This is a genomic window from Halopenitus salinus (assembly GCF_042662125.1).
GTDB classification, from domain to species: Archaea; Halobacteriota; Halobacteria; order Halobacteriales; family Haloferacaceae; genus Halopenitus; species Halopenitus salinus.
The window spans coordinates 564,917-584,202 of sequence record NZ_JBHSXL010000009.1; the positions used below are offsets into that span (position 1 = coordinate 564,917).

The following is a 19,286-nucleotide window of genomic DNA, read 5'->3' on the forward strand; positions in this document are numbered from 1 at the left end:
CCGAACGCAAAAACGTACGTACGCTTTGATTTTGCCGCGGCGTGCGTCACTCGAAGCGACCGCGGCGATACTGGACCGGCCACTCGAGGTCGACGCCCAGCTCGTGGGCGGCCTCGAGGGTCCAGTAGGGGTTTCGAAGCAGCTCCCGGCCGAGCGCCGCCAGGTCGGCGCGGTCGTTGCGCACCAGCGCGTCCGCGTGTGTCGGATCGGTGATCTTGCCCACCGCCGCGACCGGCACGTCGGTCTCCAAGCGGATCGACTCCGCGAACGGCACCTGGTAGCCCGGCCCGGGCTTCTCCAACTGCTGATCGGGGTGGGTCCCGCCGCTGCTGACGTCGATCAGGTCGGCGCCGGCCTCGGCGAGGAGCGGCGCGAGCCGGATCGACCCCTCGAGGTCCCACGACTCCCGGTCGGGGAGCCAGTCGGTCGCGGAGATGCGCACGAACACGGGCGAGTCGTCGGGCCAGACCTCACGAACCGCGGACGTCACCTCGCGGACGAGCCGAGCGCGGTTCTCGAAGCTGCCGCCGTACTCGTCGTCCCGGTCGTTCGAGACGGGCGAGAGGAACTCGTGGAGCAGGTAGCCGTGCGCGGCGTGAACCTCCGCGATCTCGAAGCCCGCGTCCCGGGCTCGCCGGGCGGCGTCGCGGAAGGCCTCGATCACGGTCTCGATGTCGTCGTGATCCATCTCGCGTGTCGGCGGCGCCTCCGCGTCGGGGTACGGGTACGGTCCGCTCGGAGCTATCGTCTCCCAGCCATCGCCGTCGGGAAAGAGCGGCTCGCGACCCTCCCAGGGTCGCGACGTCGACGCCTTTCGGCCCGCGTGTGCGAGCTGGATCGCCGGGGTCGCTCCCTGTGAGCGGACGAACTCCGCGATCGGGGTGAGCGCGTCGGCGTGCTCGTCCGACCAGATCCCCAGGTCGCCGGGGGAGATCCGACCGCGGGGTTCGACCGCGGTCGCCTCGACCATCACGACGCCGGCGCCGCCGACGGCGCGCGAGCCGAGGTGGACGCGGTGCCAGTCGTCCGCGAAGCCGTTCTCCGCGGAGTACTGACACATCGGCGACATCATGACGCGGTTTCGGATCTCCGTGTCCCGGATCGTCATCGGGGAGAACAGCGTGGCCATGTCCACGGAAACGCTCCGGTCACGCTAATCGGCTACGGTCCACGAACCCGGGGTCGTCGAGTTCGGTTCGACCCGCGGAAGCGGACGTCGGTCGAAACACTCGTTCCGGGCCGATCAGGCCATCGAGTCCCCGGTGACGAGGGTGTCGTCCTCGAGATAGTGTTCCAGATGGTGTGCGTGCTCCTCGACGTCCACCAGGACATCACGGAGCTGTTCCTCGGTGGTGTAGTCGCCGAGGTCGTTCGCGAGCCGGACGTGCTCGCGAAGCGACTCGATGACGTCGCCGAAGATCTCCATGTCGTTTTCGAGCGACGTCCGGACGTCGTAGGCGTCGGCGTCCTCTCCCGAGACGGGCGCGTGTTCCTCGTAGTTCGCGCCGCCCGAAAGCGGGACTCCGCCGAGCGCCTGCGCGCGCTCGGCGATGACGTCGGCGCCCTCCTCGAGGTCCGCGGCGACCTCGCCGAGGTAGACGTGGAGGTCACGGAACTCCGCGCCCTCGACGAGCCAGTGGTGTTTCTTGATCTGGTGGTACAACACGTACGTCGACGCGAGATCGGTGTTCAAGGCGTCGACGAGCTGCTCGGCCTTCTCCTCGGGGATCCGAAGCGCTTCGCTCTCTTCGACCGTTCCGTACTGCTGTCGGACGTGTCTCTGGGTACTCATCTCGTCCTCCTATTCGTCCGTATTCCACTTAAACATTCATATTACGGAATTTTATTTTCCCATCTAAAAACACATTTTTTTCATATTGGAACTCCCCACCCGATCGGCTACTGTCCGTCTCCTCGACCGAAGCGTCTCCGGGCGGGCGAGCGCGCACGAAGGGAAACGACTTAATGGACCACACACGCAGATTCACGGTATGAGCAACGGCGAGGACGAGCCGGAGGACGCCCCCGAAGAAACGGACGCGGAGTCCCCGACTCTTCCGGGAGACGTGACCGAGGAGTCCCTGAGCGAGTATCTCGACGAGGTGGAGAGCAAGCTCGAGGCGGCCGAGACCGAGGCCGACCTCGACGACGTCGAGGCCCTGCTTTCCGACGCCGAGTCGTCCCTCTCGGAGGCGGACCTGCCGGACCCCGAGGACGAGGACGAGGAGAACCTGCGTGAGGCCCTCGAGTCGCGGATCGAGGACCTTCGATCGTCGCTGTCGGACGCGCGCGGTCCGTACGCCGAGGACGTGATCGACGACGTCGAGGCGGCGATCGACGACATCGAGAGCGCCGAGTGGACCGAGACGGGACTCGAGGAGGTCGAGGCGGCGATCGAGGCGTTCGCGGCCCACGTCGCGGAGACGCTCGGCGTCGATGTCGAGCCCGAGACGGACGACGTCGACGCGCTCGTCCTCACCCTGGAGTCGATCACGGAGGCGATCGAGGACGCGGACCTCGACGCGGACGCGGACGCGGAGACGATCGCGACGCTCGTCGAGGGCGCCGAGACGCTTTCGGCGGACCTCGAGGACGCCGAGCGGTGGGAGGACCTCGGAACGAACGAACAGCTCCTCGCCGAGGGCTTTTTCGACGTGCTCGGCCACTACAAGGACTACCCGGTCGAGTGGTCCGCGCTGAAGGCCCACGAGGAGGCGGGCAACGTCGACATGATCCTGCTCGCGCTCGATTCGCTCCAGTCGGATTTCATGGAGCGCCACTGCATGGAGGCGTTCGAGCGCATGGGCAAGCGCGCGGCGACCGAGGCGGCCCTCGATGAGCTGCTCGGTCGCGCGGAGAAACGCGAGAAGGTCGCGATCCGGATCCTCGGCAAGATGGCCGCGGACGAGGCCACGGAGACGCTCCTCGAGTACGTCGACGAGGACTCCGACCCGCAGCTCCAGAAGGCGACGTTCAAGGCGCTCGGCGAGATCGGCGCGTCCGAGGCGGTCCAGCCGCTCGCGAACAAACTCGAGATGGAGGACGACAACGTACGTCCCTACGCGGCCCGCGCCCTCGGCCTCATCGGCGACGCACGAGCCGTCGATCCGCTCGCGGAGACGCTCTCGAGCGACGAATCCGCGGACGTCCGATCGGCCGCCGCGTGGGCGCTCCGACAGATCGGCACCCGCGAGGCTCTCGAGGCCGTGGCCGAGCACGACGACGAGCGCGTCTTCATCGTCCAGACGGAAGCCGAGAAGGCAAAGGAGACGCTCGACGCAGGCACGGATACAGGCACCGACGCGGACGCCGACGCACCGACCGCCTGAAGGGTCGCCGTTCGTCGAGGTCGTACCGGTTCCTCGTTCTACGGCGGTTCGCCCGTTCTACCCACACGTGTCGATCCGTCGCCTCGTTCGAATCCGCACCCGGAGGGTTATATATCGGAACGAGCCAGACGTCCCGTGCGTCGAATCGCGTCACTTCCCGACGATCGATCCCTCGTTTGCCTCCTCGTCGTCGGTCTTCTCGCGGGAGCCCTCCTGGCCGTTCCGACAGTCGCCGGGGCGGGTGGGGCTGGCGTCCACGGTCGTCCCCCCGCCGACGTGGGCGGAACATTCCCGAACGCGCCCTCGTCGTCGGGTACCCCGAACGAAACGCCCTCGAACGGGACGATCGTCGAGCTGTACCCGAATCCGGTCGCCGACGGTGACGTCGGCGAGTACCTGATCGTCGACCTCCCGGTCGCGGGAAACTGGTCGCTCTCGGACGGCCACCACGAGACGCCGCTGCCGAGGAACGCCTCCGGGCGGACGATCCTGAGCCGTAACCCCGAGGCCGCAGCTGCCCACGTCGACGACGAGGTGCTTCGACTTCCCGGATACCTCCCGCTCGCGGACGACGGCGACCGAATCACGCTCGCCTTCGAGGGGATCGCCGTCGACTCGGTGCGCTACGAGCGAGCCCCCGAGGCGGAGGTGTGGAACCGCGAGTGGGAGGGGGGCGGCTACGGAACCGGCCGTGGCGGTTGGCGACCCTACGGCTATGAACCCCACGACCTGCCCGGACCGCACGGTCCCGCGGACGTCGACGTCTTCGTCCTGCCGGACGCGAGCGAGGCCCCTCACTCGGCGGTGACCGGAGCCGAGGAGCGCATCCTGCTCGCGGGCTACACGTTCGAGTCGGCGCGCATCGCCGAGGCGCTGATCGCGGCCCACCGCCGCGGGGTGACGGTCCGGGTACTCGTCGAGGGACGCCCCGTCGGCGGGTTCTCCGGGGGAACCGCTCGAACGCTCGATCGGCTCCTCGAGGCCGGGATCGAACCGCGCGTCCTCGCCGGCGACCGACGGCGGTTCTCCTTTCACCACCCGAAGTACGCGGTCGTCGACGACCGGGCGGTGGTGCTCACGGAGAACTGGAAGCCGTCGGGCACCGGCGGCGCCGGAAACCGCGGTTGGGGCGCGGTCGTCCACGACGGGGGGTTCGCCGCCGATCTCGCGGACGTGTTCGACCGGGACGCGAGCGCCGGGGACGCGATCCCGTGGCGACGTGCCCGATCGAATCTGACCACACACGGGTCCACGCGTTCCACCGAGGAGTACCCGACCCGGTTCGAACCGCGGCGAACGACCGCTAACGAGGTGGAGCTCCTGTTGGCGCCGGAGAACGCCGCCGATCGGCTCACCGAGCGGATCGACGCCGCGGACGACCGGATCCTCGTGATGGTTCCGCGAACCGCCGGGCCGGAGTGGCGGCTCCTCGAGGCGGTCATCCGTGCGGCCGACCGCGGCGTCGAGAGCAGGGTGCTGCTCTCGAACGCGTGGTACGACCGCGAGGAGAACGCGGCCCTCGCCGCTCGGCTGAACCGACGGGCCGACCGCGAGGGCCTCCCGCTTTCGGTGGCGGTGACCGAGCCGCGTGGTCGCTACGGCAAGATCCACGCAAAGGGGATGGTGATCGACGATTCGGTCGTGATCGGCAGCCTCAACTGGAACGAGGCGGCGGCGACGACCAACCGCGAGGTTCTCGTCGTGCTCGAGAGCCCGCAGGCCGCCTCCTACTTCGAGGCGACCTACGCCGCCGACTGGCGCGGCGGGGGCGTCCAGCTCCCGATCGGGCTCGCGGGAGGGGTCGCGATCGCGGCGGCGACGGTCGCGGTCGTCGCCCGCCGGGAGGTGTCGTTCGTCTAGTCCTCCAGCACGGTCGCGGACGAGAGCGCCTCGTCGATCTCCGCGTCGGCCATCTTGCCCACGAGCGTCTCGATGACCTCGCTGCGGCGTCCCTTCACGAACTTGATCGAGCCGACGACGAGGTGGCCGCCGCCGGAGACGCCGGCGCCGGGAAGCTCCTCGTTGAGCTCGGTTACCATGGTCGGGATGTCGAGTCGGACCCCGTCCGAACGGAGGACGGCGAAGTCCGGACCGTATCCGATCGTGATGACCGGATCGCCCGTCTCCTCGACCTTCGTGTCGTGGAGCTTGCCGGTCGTCTTTCCGGGCGCCGGATAGGTGAACCGGTGTGCGTACTCGTCGAGGTCGATCCGGTAGAGGCGAGCCCCGGAGGCAAGCCGCTCGTGTTCGACGTGCTCCTCGACCGCGTCGATCTGGCGTTCGACGTCACGTTCGGCCCGTTCGGAGAGGAACTCGACGAGCTCCCCGTGACGATCGGGGTCCGGACAGTTCACGTCGAGGACGTCGTTGACGAGGGTCTTCCCCTCGGAGTAGCGCAGCCAGTGGGCGGCGTAATCGAGCGCCTCGCCGATGTCGAGGACGTGCGAGCGGTCGTATCCCGCGTCCGCGGCCAACGAGAGGTACTCCGACATCGCATCCGCCTTCGATCGGTCCGAAAGCCCCGCGACGGCCGGGACGTGGTCGAGTTCGCCGTCGATCGTCGGGTCGATGAGTCGGGCGAGTTCGACACACATCATGCCGGTCGTGATCCGGTAGTCCTCGCCGTGGAGGTAGGGGTTGACGTGGGCGTCGAGGAGGGGTTCGACGGCCTCCGGGTCCGGGTGGTGGTGGTCGACGGCGACGATCGGGATGTCGTAGTGGGCGAGGTTCTCGTAGGCGGGGACGTCCTCCTCGGTCGAGCCGTTGTCGAGCATCAACAGAAGCGGAAGCTTCTGGCCGTGCCTCGCGCGGCCGCCGAGCGCGAAGTTGAGATCGCGAGTGACGTCCTCCATCTCGTAGTACGGGGCCTTGCTCGGGAGTCGCTTGAAGAGGTGTCGCGGCGCGTCGGCGTCCTCGTGGACATCGCGGATGAAGTTCTCGAGCGCGTACTGGACCGGGATCGCGGCGCACATCCCGTCGCCGTCGGCGTGGTGTCGCGCGCGGATCGGTCGCCCCTCGAGGACCGTCCGCCGGAGCCGCCTCGCGACCTCGATGAGGTCCTCGCGGATCGGCTCGAAGGCCTCCCACTCGATCAGCGGATCGACGTCAGCGGGCTCGGAGCGCTCGGCGAGCGTCTCGTCGATCCGTTCGCGAGCGGACCGCGCGCGTTCGTCCTTGAGGGGCTGCATCGAGTCGACCTCGATCTGGAGCGCGTCCTCGCGCGTCTCGACGTCGCCCTCGACGCGAACCAGATCGCCGACCTCGATGTCGGGATAGGCCCGTACCCCGGCCTCCTCGAAGGCGGCACACGAGACGATGCCCGTCGCGTCAGAGACCGCGAAGATCGTGGGGCCCCCGGTCTGTTTGGCCTGGACGATCTCGCCCTCGACGGTGACGTTCTCGGCCGGCTTGAGCCCGCGGATCCGGGCGATCGTCGGCTCGTGTTCGACGATCTCGGTCCGGTAGTCCTGTAGATCGACGTCGTCAAAGGCGACGTCGCCGTTCTCGCGAACCTCCTCGAGCTTCACCACGAGCCGGTCGCCGACCTCGTAGGACCCCGAGAGGTTCGACTCGTGTACGAGTCCGGAGACGGAGTCGGAGACGTCGACGAAGACGCCGTAGTCCACGACGCCGTTGACCTCGGCGTGGTAGTGGGCGCCGACCTCGACGTCGGCACGGGTGCAGTCGGGGGCCAGATCGTGGACGACGGGACGGTCGTCGTCCGACTCGTCCGACTCGTTCGGGTCGTGGGTCTCATCGACCGGATCGGTTCCGGCGTCCGCCGGATCGTTGCTGGCGTCAGCCGAACCGTCGGCGTCGTCGGATCGTTCGGCTGCGGCGGCTTCCTCGACGTACTCGAAGCTGTCGGCCTCCGTCGAGCCGTCGGCGTCGGAATCGGGACTCGAATCGTCCCGGGTGCCGGAATCCCCGGCAAACTGATCGGTCATGGAAAGCGGTTCGCGGCCGGCGCGTGTTAAGCTTGTTATCTCGATCTCTCGGCTTCCCCAACCGTCGACCCCGTGGTCGATCGGTCGCCGACCTTCGGGATCGCTTCATCGGAGCCGTCGTCCGGAATCCCTTTGAGTCGACGGCGCCCAGTGTCGCCCATGCGCCTGTTCCGGTCGAAGGACCTCCTGGGGATCGCCCGGGAGACGATGGAGTTCGTCCTCGAGGCCTGCGAGGACACCCACCCGAACGAGTACATGGGGTTCCTGCGGGCGGAGGACGCGAGGAAACTCGATCTCGACCGGAACGGACAGGTGATCACCGACGTGCTCGTCATCCCCGGGACGGAGTCGAACCCGGTCAGCGCGACCGTCCGATCGACGATGAAGCCGAACGACCTCCGGTCCGTGGGATCGGTCCACTCTCACCCGAACGGCGTGCTCCGCCCGAGCGACGCCGATCTGGCCACCTTCGGCCAGGGCGAGGTCCACCTCATCGTGGGTGCGCCCTACGGCTGGAGCGACTGGAAGGCGTTCGACAACGAGGGACGGCCGACGACGCTCGATGTTCTCGACGTCGATCTCCCCGAGTCGCACTTCTTCGATTTCACCCAGGCCGACATCGACCGCGAACTGCGCGAGGAGGGACGCGAGATCGATCGGGACGTCGACGACGGGAGATGGGACGATGGACGCAGAGAGGGCGGGAGACGGAAGGAGGGGGGCGACGGCGGACGTCGAGATGAGCAGGACGACGGCGGATCGATCCTGGGGTGGCTGCGATGACCCGCGTCCTCGCGCAGGGCACCTTCGACCTACTCCATCCCGGACATCTCCACTACCTTCGCGACGCGGCCGGCCACGGCGACGAACTCCACGTGATCGTGGCACGCCCCACGAACGTCACCCACAAGCGACGGCCGATCCTCCCGGCCGAGCAGCGCCGCGAGATGGTCGCCGCCCTCGATCCGGTCGACGAGGCACACTTGGGCCACGAGTCGGACATCTTCACGCCCGTCCGGCGCCTCGATCCGGACGTCATCGTCCTCGGATACGACCAGCATCACGACGACGAGGCGATCGCCGGGGGTCTCGCCGATCACGGGATCGATTGCCGGATCGAGCGGGCGACACCCCGAGAGAAGCGCTACGAGGGCGAGCTGCTCTCGACGGGACGCATCGTGGATCGCGTCCTTTCGGAACGCGGAGGCGAACGCACACCGGACGACGATTCCGAACGTGATGACGGAGTCGACGGAGTCGACGGTCCGCGTGCGTGAACCGAAGCGCGGAAGCTATATGTCGCGGTTTCCAACTCCAGAACGGTGACTCGCCAGGACCGATTTCCGGCGTTGCTCGCGGCGACGACGATGGGCGTGTACCTGCTTCTCGTCGTCGGCGCGACGGCGACGCTTTCGGACGCGGCGACCGCGTGTGCCGCCTGGCCGGCCTGCGGTGACGGATACACCCTCCCCGCGGAGACGGTCGGCTGGATAGCGATCGGCCACCGTCTGGCCGCGCTCGGCGTCGGTGCGCTCGTGGTCGCGACCGTCGTTTCCGCGTTCCGCCGGTCGACCTCCCGCCGGGTTCGCGCGTCGCTTTCGGTCGTGTTTCTCGCCTATCCCGTTCAGGCGGGACTCGGCGCCTACGTCGCGACCGCCGACGCGTCCGCCGTGACGTCCACGCTCCATCTCGGCGTCGGGATCGCGATCTTCGCCGCGGCCATGGCCGCGTTGACGTGGTGGTTGGAGGCGGAGACCGGCGACCCGGACGAGTCGGTCGACGCCGTCGGCGACGCTGACGCGGTCGCCGACCTCGACTACGTCGACGGGACCATCGACGGCACCGTCGAGCCCGCCGGCGACGCGTCCTCCCCGGTTCCGGAGTCGGGGCTGCCGCGTCTGCGGGCGACCGCCGCGGCCTATTTCCGGCTGATGAAACCCCGGCTGATGTGGCTTTTGTGTCTCGTCGCCGCCGCGGCGATGGCGCTGGCTGGCGGTCCCGGATTCACGCCCCGGACGGTCGCGTTGACCCTCGCCGGCGGTTCGATCGCCATCGGGGCGTCGGGGACGTTCAACCACGTGCTCGAGCGCGACGTCGACCGGCGGATGCAGCGGACGGCCGACCGGCCGCTGGCCGTCGATCTCGTCTCGGTCCGCCGTGCGACGGCGTTCGGGCTCCTGTTGACGGCCCTCTCGGTCGGGCTGTTCTGGCTCGTGAACCCGCTCGCGGCGGGACTCGGACTCCTGGCGATCGTCTTTTACAGCGTGGTCTACACGCTCGTGCTCAAGCCGAACACCGTCCAGAACACCGTCATCGGCGGCGCCGCCGGCTCGCTGCCGGCGCTCATCGGCTGGGCGGCGGTGACCGGCGAGGTGGGCGGCGGGGGGCTGCTTTTGGCCGCGCTCATCTTCCTTTGGACTCCCGCCCACTTCTACAACCTCGCGCTCGCCTACCGAGAGGACTACGCGCGCGGCGGCTTTCCGATGATGCCCGTCGTCCGCGGGGAGACGGCGACGCGTCGCCACATCCTCTGGTACCTCGGCGCTACGCTCGTCGCGGCCGCGATCCTCGCCGCCACCGCCGACGCCCTCGGGGTGCTCTACGTCGGGGTCGGGGTCGTCCTCGGCGCGGTCTTCCTGTGGGCCGTGGTCAGGCTCCACTACGAGCGCACCGAGTCGGCCGCGTTCCGGGCGTTTCACGCCTCGAACGCGTACCTCGGCCTCCTGTTACTGGCCGTCGTGATCGACTCGATGGTCGTGTGATCGCCGCTCGCCGTGGCTGCGATCGCCGACCGCTATGGCCGTGATCGCCGATCCCAAAGAGGAATCCTTAGGCGCGTTCGAGACCGACCGGGATCCATGACCGGAACGTCCCGCGCGGACGGGGTCGGCGACGACGGCAGCGACGGTCGAGACGGAGCGGTCGCCGCCGGCGCGGACCGCGACCACGGCGACGGTGACGACGATGGCGACGGGCCGGCACGGCGGGCGCTCTCGGCGACCGACGTTCGAAAGGCGTACGGCGACGTCCGCGCGCTCGACGGCGTCGACCTCGCGGTCGACCGGGGAGAGGTGTTCGGGCTCATCGGCCCCAACGGCGCCGGCAAAACCACGCTCGTCCGGGGATTCACGGGGACCACCGACGTCGAGGGGACGGTCGAACTGCTCGGCGCGGATCCGACCGACGCCGATCCCGAGCGGATCGGCCTGCTTCCCCAGTCGTTCGACCCCCCAGCCCGCCTCACGGCGCGTGAGCTGCTCGAGTACTACGCCGGACTGTACGCCCAGGCGCGATCCGTCGACTCCGTGCTCGCGGACGTCGGGCTGTCGGACGACGCTGACGCGTGGTACGAGACGCTCTCCGGGGGTCAAAAGCGTCGCGTCTGTGTGGGTACGGCCCTCGTCAACGACCCGGAGGTGCTGTTCCTCGACGAGCCGACGACGGGGATCGACCCCGCGGGCCGCCGCGACGTCCATCGACTCGTCCGCGATCTGGCCGCTGGCGGAACGACGGTGCTCGTGACGAGCCACGCCATGGACGAGATAGAGCGGCTGGCGGACCGTGTCGGGCTCATCCGCGAAGGGCGGATCGTCGCCGTCGGAACGCCGTCGGAACTGATCGCCGAACACGGGGGCGAACCGACCCTCTCCGTGCGGCTGTCGGATGGCGCGGCGGCGGACGGAGCCGAGACAGCCCTGCGGGCAGTGACCTCGCGAACGCGTTTTTCGGCCGCACGGGGTCGAGACGGGGCGTCCGTGGGTAAAACCGCGGACCTCGTCGTTTCGGGGGTCGAACCGGCGTCGATCGACGCGGTCGTCGAGGCGCTTGCGGCGGCCGGCGTCGAGGTGGAGTCGCTCTCGTGGAGCGAGCCGACGCTGGAGGACGTCTACCTGGAACTCACCGGGGAGACCTATCGTCCGACCGCTCTCGAAATGGCCGAAAGCGGAGGGGATCGATGAGTCGCATTGGACGCGTTCGATCCGAAGCGCTCGCGGCAACGCGGTCGTTCCTCCGGCGGCGGACGGCCGTCTTCTTCACGTTCTTCTTCCCGGTCATCCTCGTGGTCATCTTCGGCGCGCTCGTCCGGACCCAGCCCACGGGCGGCGGCCTGTTCGCGGAGCCCGCCGGGTACTACCTCCCCGGATACGTCGGCGTCGTCGTGTTGTTCACTCCCCTCTCGCGCGTCGGCTCCGAGATCGCACGCCACCGCGACGGCAACCGCTTCGAGAAGCTGGCGACGACGCCGCTGTCGCGCGGCGAGTGGCTGTTCGCACAGACGCTCGTGAACGTCGGGATCATCGGCGTCGCGAGCCTGCTCGTCTTCGGCCTCGTCGTGGCGATCACCGACGCGACGGTGCGCGCGAGCCCGTCGCTTCTGGCGCTCCCGGCGTTCGTCGTCGCGGGGGTCGCGACGTTCTGCGGGGTCGGCGCACTCATCGGCTCGTTCGCCGACACCCAGGACGGCGTCATCGCCGCGAGCAACACGATCGCGTTGCCGATCCTCTTCCTCTCGGAGACCTTCGTCCCGCCGGCGCTGCTTCCCGGCTGGTTCCTGCCGGCCGTCGACGCCTCGCCGCTCACCTACTTCGCACGCGGCGTGCGGGCGATCACCTACGACGGCGGCGCGTGGGGACTCGAGCTTGCGGTGCTCTCGGCCCTCGCGGTCCTCGCGCTCGCGCTCGGGGCGAGGGCTCTCCCCCGGACGGACTGAACCCTGCTGTGCACGGATCCTTCCGCGGACGGATCGATCGTCGATCGTCCCCGGTGAGGGTGCCAGCGGGTCAGCGATCGGTCCCGTCCGGTTCGTCCGATTCGTCCGGTTCGTCCGATTCGTCCGGTTCGTCCGATTCGTCCGGTTCGTCCGATTCGTCCGGTTCGTCCGGATCGCGTTTCCGGTGCTCGTCGAGCCCCTCGATCGGATCGCCGGAAGCGACCTCCGCCCCGGGATCGATCTCCGCCCCAGACTCTGCCGTCGGGTCCGCCCACTCGAATCCCTGCGTTCCACGGGAGCCTTCCGCCTCCCGGCGGTCCGAAAGCGATCGCTGCAGCCGCGTTTCGAGTTCGTCCCGAATCAGGTCGGCGTCGCTCGCCTCGACGTCGAGCGCGGCCGCCTCGTGGCCCAGGAATCCACCGGACCCGGCGGTGTCCGCGACGACCGTGGCCACGTTCCATCGCCGCTGGAAGACGGTTCGGGTGTCGACGACCGTCTGGATCCGGTAGTAGGGGACGACCCTCGTTCCGCGCCTCCAGAACCCGGATCGCGTGAGGAGGTGGTCCTCGCCGAGCCAGTACCCCCGATGGGCCCACTTGTAGTGGGCCGCGAGCGGCGCGAGGACGGCGAGTCCGGCGACGCCGTACCACGGCAGCGACGCCGCGACGTAGCGATCGACGCCGAACGCGATCGCCGCGAGAACGGCGACGACCGCCAGATACCGGATCGCATACCGAACTCGGACCCGGGAGGGCGGTCGCTCGAACTCCGGGTCGCCGAAGGTCTCGATCTCCCGTGCCAGGTCGAGAACGCGTTCACGTCTGGCGATCGGGATCGCTGCCTGGCTGCCGTAGTCGCCGCCCCCGCCGGGCGCGTAGCCCGCGGTCTCGATCGTCAACGTCGCGTAGTCGAGCAGTCGCTTGGCCGGGTTGTCGGTGATGTGGAGGGTCTGGACCTTGCCGGTCGGGATGGAGCCCGAATACTGCCGGAACAGCCCGCGGTCGTAGCGCAGTTCGTCGCCGGCCCTGCTCAGCGTGAAGCCGTAGTAGTTCGAGATCGCGATCGCCGCCCCGAGGAGCCAGGAACCGACGAACAACGCGGCGACGACTCCGAGACCGGCCATCGTGACCGCGATCGCCGTGAGATCGGGGAGCATGCTCGAGAGGACGGGAACCGACCCGGACGCGAGGAAGGCGAGCAGCCCGATCAGGCGCGCATCGAACGAGAGCGCGCCGACCAGGGCGAGTTCCGTGGACGAGAGTTCGAACAGGACGGTTTCCGATTCGTCCGCCGACACGCCCCCGGCGGCGGCTTCCGTCGCACCGCTCGACGCCGGGGAGTCCCCGTTTTCCGTCTCGTTCTCCCGTTTTCGCCGTTGGATCTCGGATCTGAGCCAGTCGGCGCGCTCGGCGGTGACGTACCGGATCGCCCCCTCCGTCGAGGATCCGCCGGCGGTCTCGAGATCGACGGCGGCGATCCCGAGCAAGCGCTGGAGGACGCTTCTGGAGACGTCGACGTTCTGGATCCGTCGGTACGGGATCTCCCGGTCGCGGCGCGAGATCACCCCGGATCGAACGTCGAAGGTGTCCTCCGTCAGCTCGTACTCGAAGCGGCGATAGCGAGCCACCTCGTAGGCGAGCGCCCCCGCGAGGGCGACGGCCGCGGCCCCAAACGCGAGGGCCGTCTCGAAGCTTCCGGCGGTTCCGATGAAGACGACGGCGACGAGCAGGCTCGAGACCCGCTTCACCGCCCGGTAGGGGATGGAGACCGGCGCGAGCCTCACACCGCGTCCTCCCCCTCCGCGCGGATCGCGAGCCGCTTGAGCCGCTCGCGGAGGTCGTCCGCGTCCCCCGGCGAGAGCCCCGGAATCCGGACGTCGGCGCCACGGGATCCGGCCGTGTAGACGACACAGGAGGCGAGTCCCGCGATCCGCTCCGTCGGGCCTCGGCTCGAGTCCACGTGCTGGATCCGAACGAGCGGGACCACCGTCCGGACCTGCGTGATCACCCCGCGTTCGAGGTAGAGCGCGTCCTCGCGGATCTCGAAGCTCCACCGCCGATACCGAAGGAACGCGTGCGTCCCCGCGAGGAGGAGGACGACCCCTCCGACCGCGAACGCGATCCACTCTGGAGCGTCGAGGACGGCCGTCGCGGCGAAGGCGATGGACGACAGGATACCGGCCAGCAGGACCGCCTGAAACAGCCAGAGCACGCGGATCCGCGGGTGTAGCTTCCGATCGGTCACCGTTCGTCCTCCCGGAGGACTGCGAGCATGGCTCCCGATTGTGCGTCGTCCGGTATAAGTCTCCGTGGCGCGGGGTTCACGCCGTCGAGACGAGGTAGACGCCGCCGATCGCGAGCAGGATGCCGATCGCCTTTCGCGCCGTGAGCGACTCGCCGAGCGCCAGAATGCCGATGATCGACGAGAACACGAGGAAGGTCGCGAAGATGGGGGTCACCACGCTCACCGGTCCGAGCGCCAGCGCGCGGTAGTACGCGAGGATGCCGACCGCCAGACAGGCACCGGCGGCCACCACGTAGCCCACCTTCGGGCTCGCGAGGTGTGCGGCGACGTCGTGTCCTCCCGCGACGGCGATCGCGAGCGCCGCCGCGACCAGGATCACGTTCGAGATCGCGGCGGCAACGTCGCTCGGGATCGCGTCGGCGCCGGAGGTCGCAACGCGCATGAGCGGAGCGACGAGCGCGTACGCGGAGACGGCCAGAAGCGAGTAGGGAAGGTACGGCTGCATACGCGTCGATTCTCGAGCGGAGACTTAAACGACCCCGTCGCTTCCGGGTTCCACAGGTTTATGGCGTCCAACTGACGTCCGGACGCCGGTCGACTCCTTGAGGCTTCGCGTCGCCAACGGACGTGAAGCGCGTCGTGCCGGAATCGTCCCGTTTTAACCCTCGCGGCGGCGACGGACCGACATGGAACGCCGCCAGATCGCCCCCCGGATCGGCGCGCTCGCGTCCGTGATCACGGCGGTCGTCGCCGCCGCCCCGTTCGTCCTCGTCGACGGCAACACGCAGCTTCTCGCCGCCTACTACGGGTCCGGCCCGGTCGGACTCACGGCCGTCGTCGCGTTCACGCTCGTCGGGGCCGTGGGATTCGCCTCTGGCGAGCGAGGAAACGTGGACCCGGAGGCGATGGCGGGCGGCCTCGTCGTGCTCGGCGTGGTCGTCGTCGGACTCGTCGGACTGTGGTGGGCGTCGATCGACGAGACGGTCCTCTACAGCTTCCCGAGCGGCTATCGGTGGATCGAGTGGCATCCGGTCGCCGTCTTTATCGCAGCGATCGCGGTTCTCGTCGCCGCTGGCGTCTACGCACGTTCGGTCCTCGAGTGAGTCGACCGCACGTCCTTGGGTTCCCGCTGCGCCCCGAACAACGAAAGGCCCTTATGTCAAAGCGGGCTATCGAAGGACGGACTAGGTCGGGCGGTTAGGCCCCGCTCGCAACCCGTGAGGCAGTCTTCAGCGGGGACCGAACGCCGGGGGAGTCCGGGCCGGACCGGCCCGGGCCCCGGGAGCCAACGTGGAAGCCTCGTCCGACGGGGACAGCGGTCCGCGGCGCCCGCTCGCAGGAGCGGTCCGTCGTGGTTGGTCGATGGTACCGGGTCAGGCGCGGAAGCGAGCAGCCCACCGTCGAACGTGCGTCGCTCGTCGGGTCGCGGGGTGGAGGAGGCAACCGGGACTCCCCGTGCCGGAACGCCGGGCGATCCCGGTCGTCCACCATTCATACGTCGTCTCGCACCGCCAGCCGTGGCCGTGGGTCGAATCCTCCACGGACGTTTTCACTCTTCGTTGCCTTCGCCCTCTTCGATCTCTCCGCGCTCTACGACGCCGGCGAGGACGTCCCGAAGCCGTCTCGCCTCCTCGGGGGTGACTTCCACGCTCGCGATCCCGGTTCCGTGGTCGCCCGCCGTGGTCTCGATGCTGAGGGTGAGGCGCTCGCCGTCCGCGGTCTCGACGTCGATCGCGGCGTAATCGGGGGACTCGCGCGGCGCGCCCACCGAGAGGTCGCTCTCGCCGACGCTGACGTCGATCGACGCCCGGTCCGCCCGCTCGAGATCGATCGTGCTCCAGGGGTCCTCCTCGCTCATGTGGCGACCTACGCCGTGGACCACCTTATGAATGTGGTACGTCAACACACCGTCCGCGCTTCCGCGCCGACGCTCCGGCCGGCGAGCGACCCCGACTCCGCTCCTGGCTCCGTTCCGCTCCTGATTTCGTTCCGATCCTGGCTCCGTCCCGCTCCCTGCCCCGTTGCGATCCTGACACCGTTCGTTTCTTCCGACCGCGGTCTGAGGCTCCACGCGTGCCCGGTGGACGCTCCGTCCGTTGTACGACCTGCGACCGCGTCATCGACGAGGACGTCCGCGTCTGTCCCCACTGCGGCGAGCTGCAGCCGTCGCCGATCCTCGCGGCCGCCCTCGGCGGGCTCGGTGCGGCCTCGATGCTCTTCGGAGTGCCGCTCGCGGCGTTCTCCGTCGGCCTCTCGCGGTGGATCGGGTTCGCGCTCGCCGTCGTGGGGATCGGGCTCGCCTTCGGGGGATACACGAGCTATCTCGACGCGAAGGCACGTCGTCGGGGATGATCGGTCGCCGGAATCCCCGTCAGGATCGACAGGTACGAGGGACCGCCGGGCGAATTCCGTCCATGAGCGACACCGGGGTCGACGATCCGGAAGGCGGGGAGGCGGGCGAGGAGCGGGTCGCATCGAACGGGGCTATCACGGCGCGGTACGTCGAGGCGAACGGGGAGCGCGTTCTCACCTTCGAGCGGGAGGGACGGACCGCGACGCTGGCACAGAACGCCGATGGATACGCGATGGTGTCCGTACGCGAGGGCGCGGACGGCGAGGAACTGGAGCGGTACTACGGCTTCGACATGGCGCTCGATCACGCCGCCGAGCTGCTCGCCGCGTCCCCGAACGAGCTTCCGATCCCCGAGGCGGCCGCCGACATGGGGATGTGACCGACGGTCTCGCGATTCGAAACCCTTACTCCCCGGCCGTAACACCCCTCTGTATGAGCGATTCGTCCGACGACCGGTCCGGACCCGAGGGAGACGTCGCGTGCGACGGCGGCGAGGACGCCGCCGTCGACGTCGAGGAGGTCGAACACGTCGCGGAGCTGGCCCGCGTCGACCTGGATCCGGACGAGCGCGAGCAGTTCACGGAGCAGTTCGCGGACATCCTCGGGTACTTCGAGACCCTCGATGAGGTCCCCGAACACGACCGCGAGGAGGAACTCGTCAACGTGATGCGTCCCGACGAGGTGGAGGAGGGGCTCACGCGCGAGGAGGCGCTCGCGAACGCGCCGGAGAGCGAGGACGGCCACTTCCGCGGCCCGCGGGTGTCGTAGATGGCCGACGCGGACCTCAACGCGTTCATCACCGAGGAGTCGATCGAACCAACCGGCGAGGGGCCGCTGGACGGGGCCACCGTCGCCGTCAAGGACAACATCTCGACGGCCGGCGTCGAGACGACCTGCGGGTCGCGGATGCTCGAGGGGTACGTCCCGCCGTACTCCGCGACCGTCGTCGAGCGGCTCACCGACGCCGGCGCGACCATCGTCGGAAAGAGCAACATGGACGAGTTCGGGATGGGAACGACCACGGAGACGTCCCACTTCGGTCCCACCCGAAATCCGGTCGACACGGAGCGCGTGCCCGGCGGATCCTCGGGCGGCTCCGCGGCCGCCGTCGCGGCCGACGAGGCCGACCTCGCGCTCGGCTCCGACACCGGCGGCTCGGTCCGCTGTCCCGCCGCGTTCTGCGGCGTGGTCGGGATCAAGCCGACCTACGGTCTCGTCTCGCGGTACGGACTCGTCGCGTACGCAAACTCCCTCGAGCAGATCGGTCCGCTCGCGCCGACGGTCGAGGAGGCGGCCGCGCTCCTCGACGTGATCGCGGGTCCGGACCCGAAGGACGCCACGACGACCGACGCCGGCGCCGGATCGAGCTATGCCGACGCGGCCGACGGCGACGTGGAGGGAATGACGATCGGGATCCCCGAGGAGCTGTTCGAGGGCGCCGACGAGGGCGTCGTCGAGACGGTCGAGGACGCCATCGACGACCTGGTGGCACGGGGTGCGGAGACGACGTCGGTCTCGCTGCCCTCGGTCGAACACGCGGTCCAGGCGTACTACGTGATCGCGACCTCGGAGGCCTCCTCGAACCTGGCGCGTTTCGACGGGGTGCGGTACGGCCACTCGGCGGACGGCGACGGCGACTGGAACGAGTCGTTCGCCCGGACGCGCGAGGAGGGCTTCGGCGCCGAGGTGAAACGGCGGATCCTGCTCGGGACGTACGCGCTCTCGGCCGGCTACCACGACAAGTACTACAGCAAGGCCCAGGACGCCCGGGCGTGGGTCCGATCGGACTTCGAGTCCGCCTTCGAGGACGTCGACGTGATCGCCTCGCCGACGATGCCCGTCCCGCCCTTCGAGCTGGGCGAGGGACTCCAGGACCCCCTCACGATGTATCTGGCCGACGCGAACACGACGCCGGCCAACCTCGCGAACCTTCCCGCCATCTCCGTTCCGGCCGGCCGCTCCGAGGGACTTCCCGTCGGCCTCCAGCTCGTCGGGCCGAAGTACGGCGAGGAGACGATCGTCCGCGCCGCGAGCGCCGTCGAGGAGTGACGGAGCGACGGCCGATCCGAACACCGGCGAGAATTGACGTCTTCCACATCGGTTTTCGCACGCTCGCGAAACTCGATCCATGTCCGACGCCGACGCCAATTCCGACGCCGATACCGACTCCGAGACCGATCTCCGCGAGGCACAGGAGCCGCTGAAGGAACAGTACGAGGAGGATCCCGAGGCCGCCAAGGTGACCCTCTCCGCGAGCGGCGCCGAGCAGGCCGAGGAGGGCCGCGCCTGCAACGTCGACATCGGGCGGGCGATCTACGAGGCGGAACTCCACGAGGGGGCGGGCGGCCCCGGCTCCGGCGCCTGTTCCGGCGACCTCCTCCTCGGCGCGCTCGCCGCCTGCTCGCAGCTCACGGCCCAGGCCGTCGCCGAGAACTTCGGCATCGACGCGGACGTGAGCGTCGACGTCGAGGGCGATCTCGACCTGCGCGGAACGATGGGGGTCGACGAGGACGTCCCGGTCGGCTTCGAGGACATCCGCCTCTCGGTTACCGTCGACGCCGAGGAGGACGAGATCGACCCCGACACCGCGGCCGCCTTCGAGCGGGCGACGGAGAAGTACTGCGTCGTCTACCAGACGCTCGTCGATCCGCCGGCAATCGAGACGAACTGGAACGTCGATTGAGGAGGAGCCCGCCGGCCAG

The 19,286-nt window shown here is 69.2% G+C and carries 19 protein-coding genes, 1 other RNA gene and 1 pseudogene; 14 read left to right on the forward strand and 7 right to left on the reverse strand.

Annotated features, from left to right (window positions below; all coding sequences use genetic code 11):
- Window positions 1–46: 46 nt before the first annotated feature.
- Window positions 47–1,129 carry an NADH:flavin oxidoreductase/NADH oxidase gene (locus tag ACFQE9_RS12340; RefSeq protein ID WP_379745008.1) on the reverse strand — a complete coding sequence of 361 codons (1,083 nt, stop codon included), beginning with the start codon at window positions 1,127–1,129 and terminating at the stop codon, window positions 47–49.
- Window positions 1,130–1,243: 114 nt separating this feature from the next.
- Window positions 1,244–1,792, reverse strand: a complete 549-nt coding sequence (gene dpsA / locus ACFQE9_RS12345) for a DNA starvation/stationary phase protection protein DpsA (RefSeq protein WP_379745011.1) — start codon at window positions 1,790–1,792, stop codon at window positions 1,244–1,246.
- A 199-nt stretch (window positions 1,793–1,991) separates the two neighbouring features.
- Here dpsA and ACFQE9_RS12350 point away from each other — a divergent pair, with 199 nt between their 5' ends.
- On the forward strand, window positions 1,992–3,329 hold the full coding sequence (locus tag ACFQE9_RS12350; protein ID WP_379745014.1) for a HEAT repeat domain-containing protein: 1,338 nt from the start codon (window positions 1,992–1,994) through the stop codon (window positions 3,327–3,329).
- Between the two features lie 276 nt (window positions 3,330–3,605).
- The gene (locus ACFQE9_RS12355; protein WP_379745017.1) at window positions 3,606–5,189 is read left to right on the forward strand and encodes a phospholipase D-like domain-containing protein; all 1,584 of its coding nucleotides are present in this window, start codon (window positions 3,606–3,608) and stop codon (window positions 5,187–5,189) included.
- On the opposite strand, the gene ACFQE9_RS12360 is transcribed toward ACFQE9_RS12355, so the two are convergent.
- Complete coding sequence (locus tag ACFQE9_RS12360) at window positions 5,186–7,276, reverse strand: DHH family phosphoesterase (protein WP_379745020.1); 2,091 nt, start codon at window positions 7,274–7,276, stop codon at window positions 5,186–5,188. The genes ACFQE9_RS12355 and ACFQE9_RS12360 overlap by 4 nt on opposite strands.
- Before the next feature lie 159 nt (window positions 7,277–7,435).
- On the opposite strand from ACFQE9_RS12360, the pseudogene ACFQE9_RS12365 reads away from it, so the two are divergent.
- The 5 genes and pseudogenes from ACFQE9_RS12365 to ACFQE9_RS12385 all read left to right on the forward strand — a co-directional run.
- A pseudogene (locus ACFQE9_RS12365) lies at window positions 7,436–7,915 on the forward strand (Mov34/MPN/PAD-1 family protein); the annotation flags it as partial.
- A gap of 140 nt (window positions 7,916–8,055) precedes the next feature.
- Window positions 8,056–8,553 carry an FAD synthase family protein gene (locus tag ACFQE9_RS12370; protein WP_379745023.1) on the forward strand — a complete coding sequence of 166 codons (498 nt, stop codon included), beginning with the start codon at window positions 8,056–8,058 and terminating at the stop codon, window positions 8,551–8,553.
- Between the two features lie 45 nt (window positions 8,554–8,598).
- Complete coding sequence (locus ACFQE9_RS12375; protein WP_379745026.1) at window positions 8,599–10,038, forward strand: heme o synthase; 1,440 nt, start codon at window positions 8,599–8,601, stop codon at window positions 10,036–10,038.
- A gap of 96 nt (window positions 10,039–10,134) precedes the next feature.
- Window positions 10,135–11,235: an ABC transporter ATP-binding protein gene (locus tag ACFQE9_RS12380; protein ID WP_379745029.1), complete on the forward strand. Its 1,101-nt coding sequence runs from the start codon at window positions 10,135–10,137 to the stop codon at window positions 11,233–11,235.
- Window positions 11,232–11,987: an ABC transporter permease gene (locus ACFQE9_RS12385; RefSeq protein ID WP_379745032.1), complete on the forward strand. Its 756-nt coding sequence runs from the start codon at window positions 11,232–11,234 to the stop codon at window positions 11,985–11,987. Before ACFQE9_RS12380 ends, ACFQE9_RS12385 begins: the two co-directional genes overlap by 4 nt.
- Before the next feature lie 70 nt (window positions 11,988–12,057).
- On the opposite strand, the gene ACFQE9_RS12390 is transcribed toward ACFQE9_RS12385, so the two are convergent.
- From ACFQE9_RS12390 to ACFQE9_RS12400, 3 genes are all read right to left on the reverse strand, one after another.
- The gene (locus ACFQE9_RS12390) at window positions 12,058–13,770 is read right to left on the reverse strand and encodes a PH domain-containing protein (RefSeq protein WP_379745035.1); all 1,713 of its coding nucleotides are present in this window, start codon (window positions 13,768–13,770) and stop codon (window positions 12,058–12,060) included.
- Window positions 13,767–14,231 (reverse strand): PH domain-containing protein, encoded by a 465-nt coding sequence (locus tag ACFQE9_RS12395; RefSeq protein ID WP_379745038.1) that lies wholly within the window; start codon window positions 14,229–14,231, stop codon window positions 13,767–13,769. The genes ACFQE9_RS12390 and ACFQE9_RS12395 overlap by 4 nt, the downstream gene beginning before the upstream one ends.
- A gap of 76 nt (window positions 14,232–14,307) precedes the next feature.
- The gene (locus ACFQE9_RS12400; protein WP_379745041.1) at window positions 14,308–14,736 is read right to left on the reverse strand and encodes an EamA family transporter; all 429 of its coding nucleotides are present in this window, start codon (window positions 14,734–14,736) and stop codon (window positions 14,308–14,310) included.
- A 181-nt stretch (window positions 14,737–14,917) separates the two neighbouring features.
- Here ACFQE9_RS12400 and ACFQE9_RS12405 point away from each other — a divergent pair, with 181 nt between their 5' ends.
- On the forward strand, window positions 14,918–15,334 hold the full coding sequence (locus ACFQE9_RS12405) for a DUF7548 family protein (protein WP_379745044.1): 417 nt from the start codon (window positions 14,918–14,920) through the stop codon (window positions 15,332–15,334).
- Window positions 15,335–15,408: 74 nt separating this feature from the next.
- An RNA gene (gene ffs / locus ACFQE9_RS12410) (signal recognition particle sRNA) lies at window positions 15,409–15,721 on the forward strand.
- A gap of 59 nt (window positions 15,722–15,780) precedes the next feature.
- On the opposite strand, the gene ACFQE9_RS12415 is transcribed toward ffs, so the two are convergent.
- On the reverse strand, window positions 15,781–16,089 hold the full coding sequence (locus ACFQE9_RS12415; protein ID WP_379745047.1) for a hypothetical protein: 309 nt from the start codon (window positions 16,087–16,089) through the stop codon (window positions 15,781–15,783).
- A gap of 215 nt (window positions 16,090–16,304) precedes the next feature.
- Between ACFQE9_RS12415 and ACFQE9_RS12420 the strand changes: the two genes are divergently transcribed.
- The 5 genes from ACFQE9_RS12420 to ACFQE9_RS12440 all read left to right on the forward strand — a co-directional run bounded on the left by ACFQE9_RS12420 (window position 16,305) and on the right by ACFQE9_RS12440 (window position 19,267).
- A complete protein-coding gene (locus tag ACFQE9_RS12420; RefSeq protein ID WP_379745050.1) occupies window positions 16,305–16,583 on the forward strand; it encodes a zinc ribbon domain-containing protein in 279 nt (92 codons plus the stop codon).
- 62 nt (window positions 16,584–16,645) lie between these two features.
- Entirely contained in the window at window positions 16,646–16,963 is a 318-nt protein-coding gene (locus ACFQE9_RS12425; RefSeq protein ID WP_379745053.1) for a DUF7111 family protein, read from the forward strand.
- Between the two features lie 53 nt (window positions 16,964–17,016).
- Window positions 17,017–17,352 carry an Asp-tRNA(Asn)/Glu-tRNA(Gln) amidotransferase subunit GatC gene (gene gatC / locus ACFQE9_RS12430; RefSeq protein WP_379745056.1) on the forward strand — a complete coding sequence of 112 codons (336 nt, stop codon included), beginning with the start codon at window positions 17,017–17,019 and terminating at the stop codon, window positions 17,350–17,352.
- Window positions 17,353–18,633 carry an Asp-tRNA(Asn)/Glu-tRNA(Gln) amidotransferase subunit GatA gene (gatA, locus tag ACFQE9_RS12435; RefSeq protein ID WP_379745059.1) on the forward strand — a complete coding sequence of 427 codons (1,281 nt, stop codon included), beginning with the start codon at window positions 17,353–17,355 and terminating at the stop codon, window positions 18,631–18,633.
- A 79-nt stretch (window positions 18,634–18,712) separates the two neighbouring features.
- A complete protein-coding gene (locus tag ACFQE9_RS12440) occupies window positions 18,713–19,267 on the forward strand; it encodes an OsmC family protein (protein WP_379745062.1) in 555 nt (184 codons plus the stop codon).
- Window positions 19,268–19,286 lie beyond the last annotated feature (19 nt).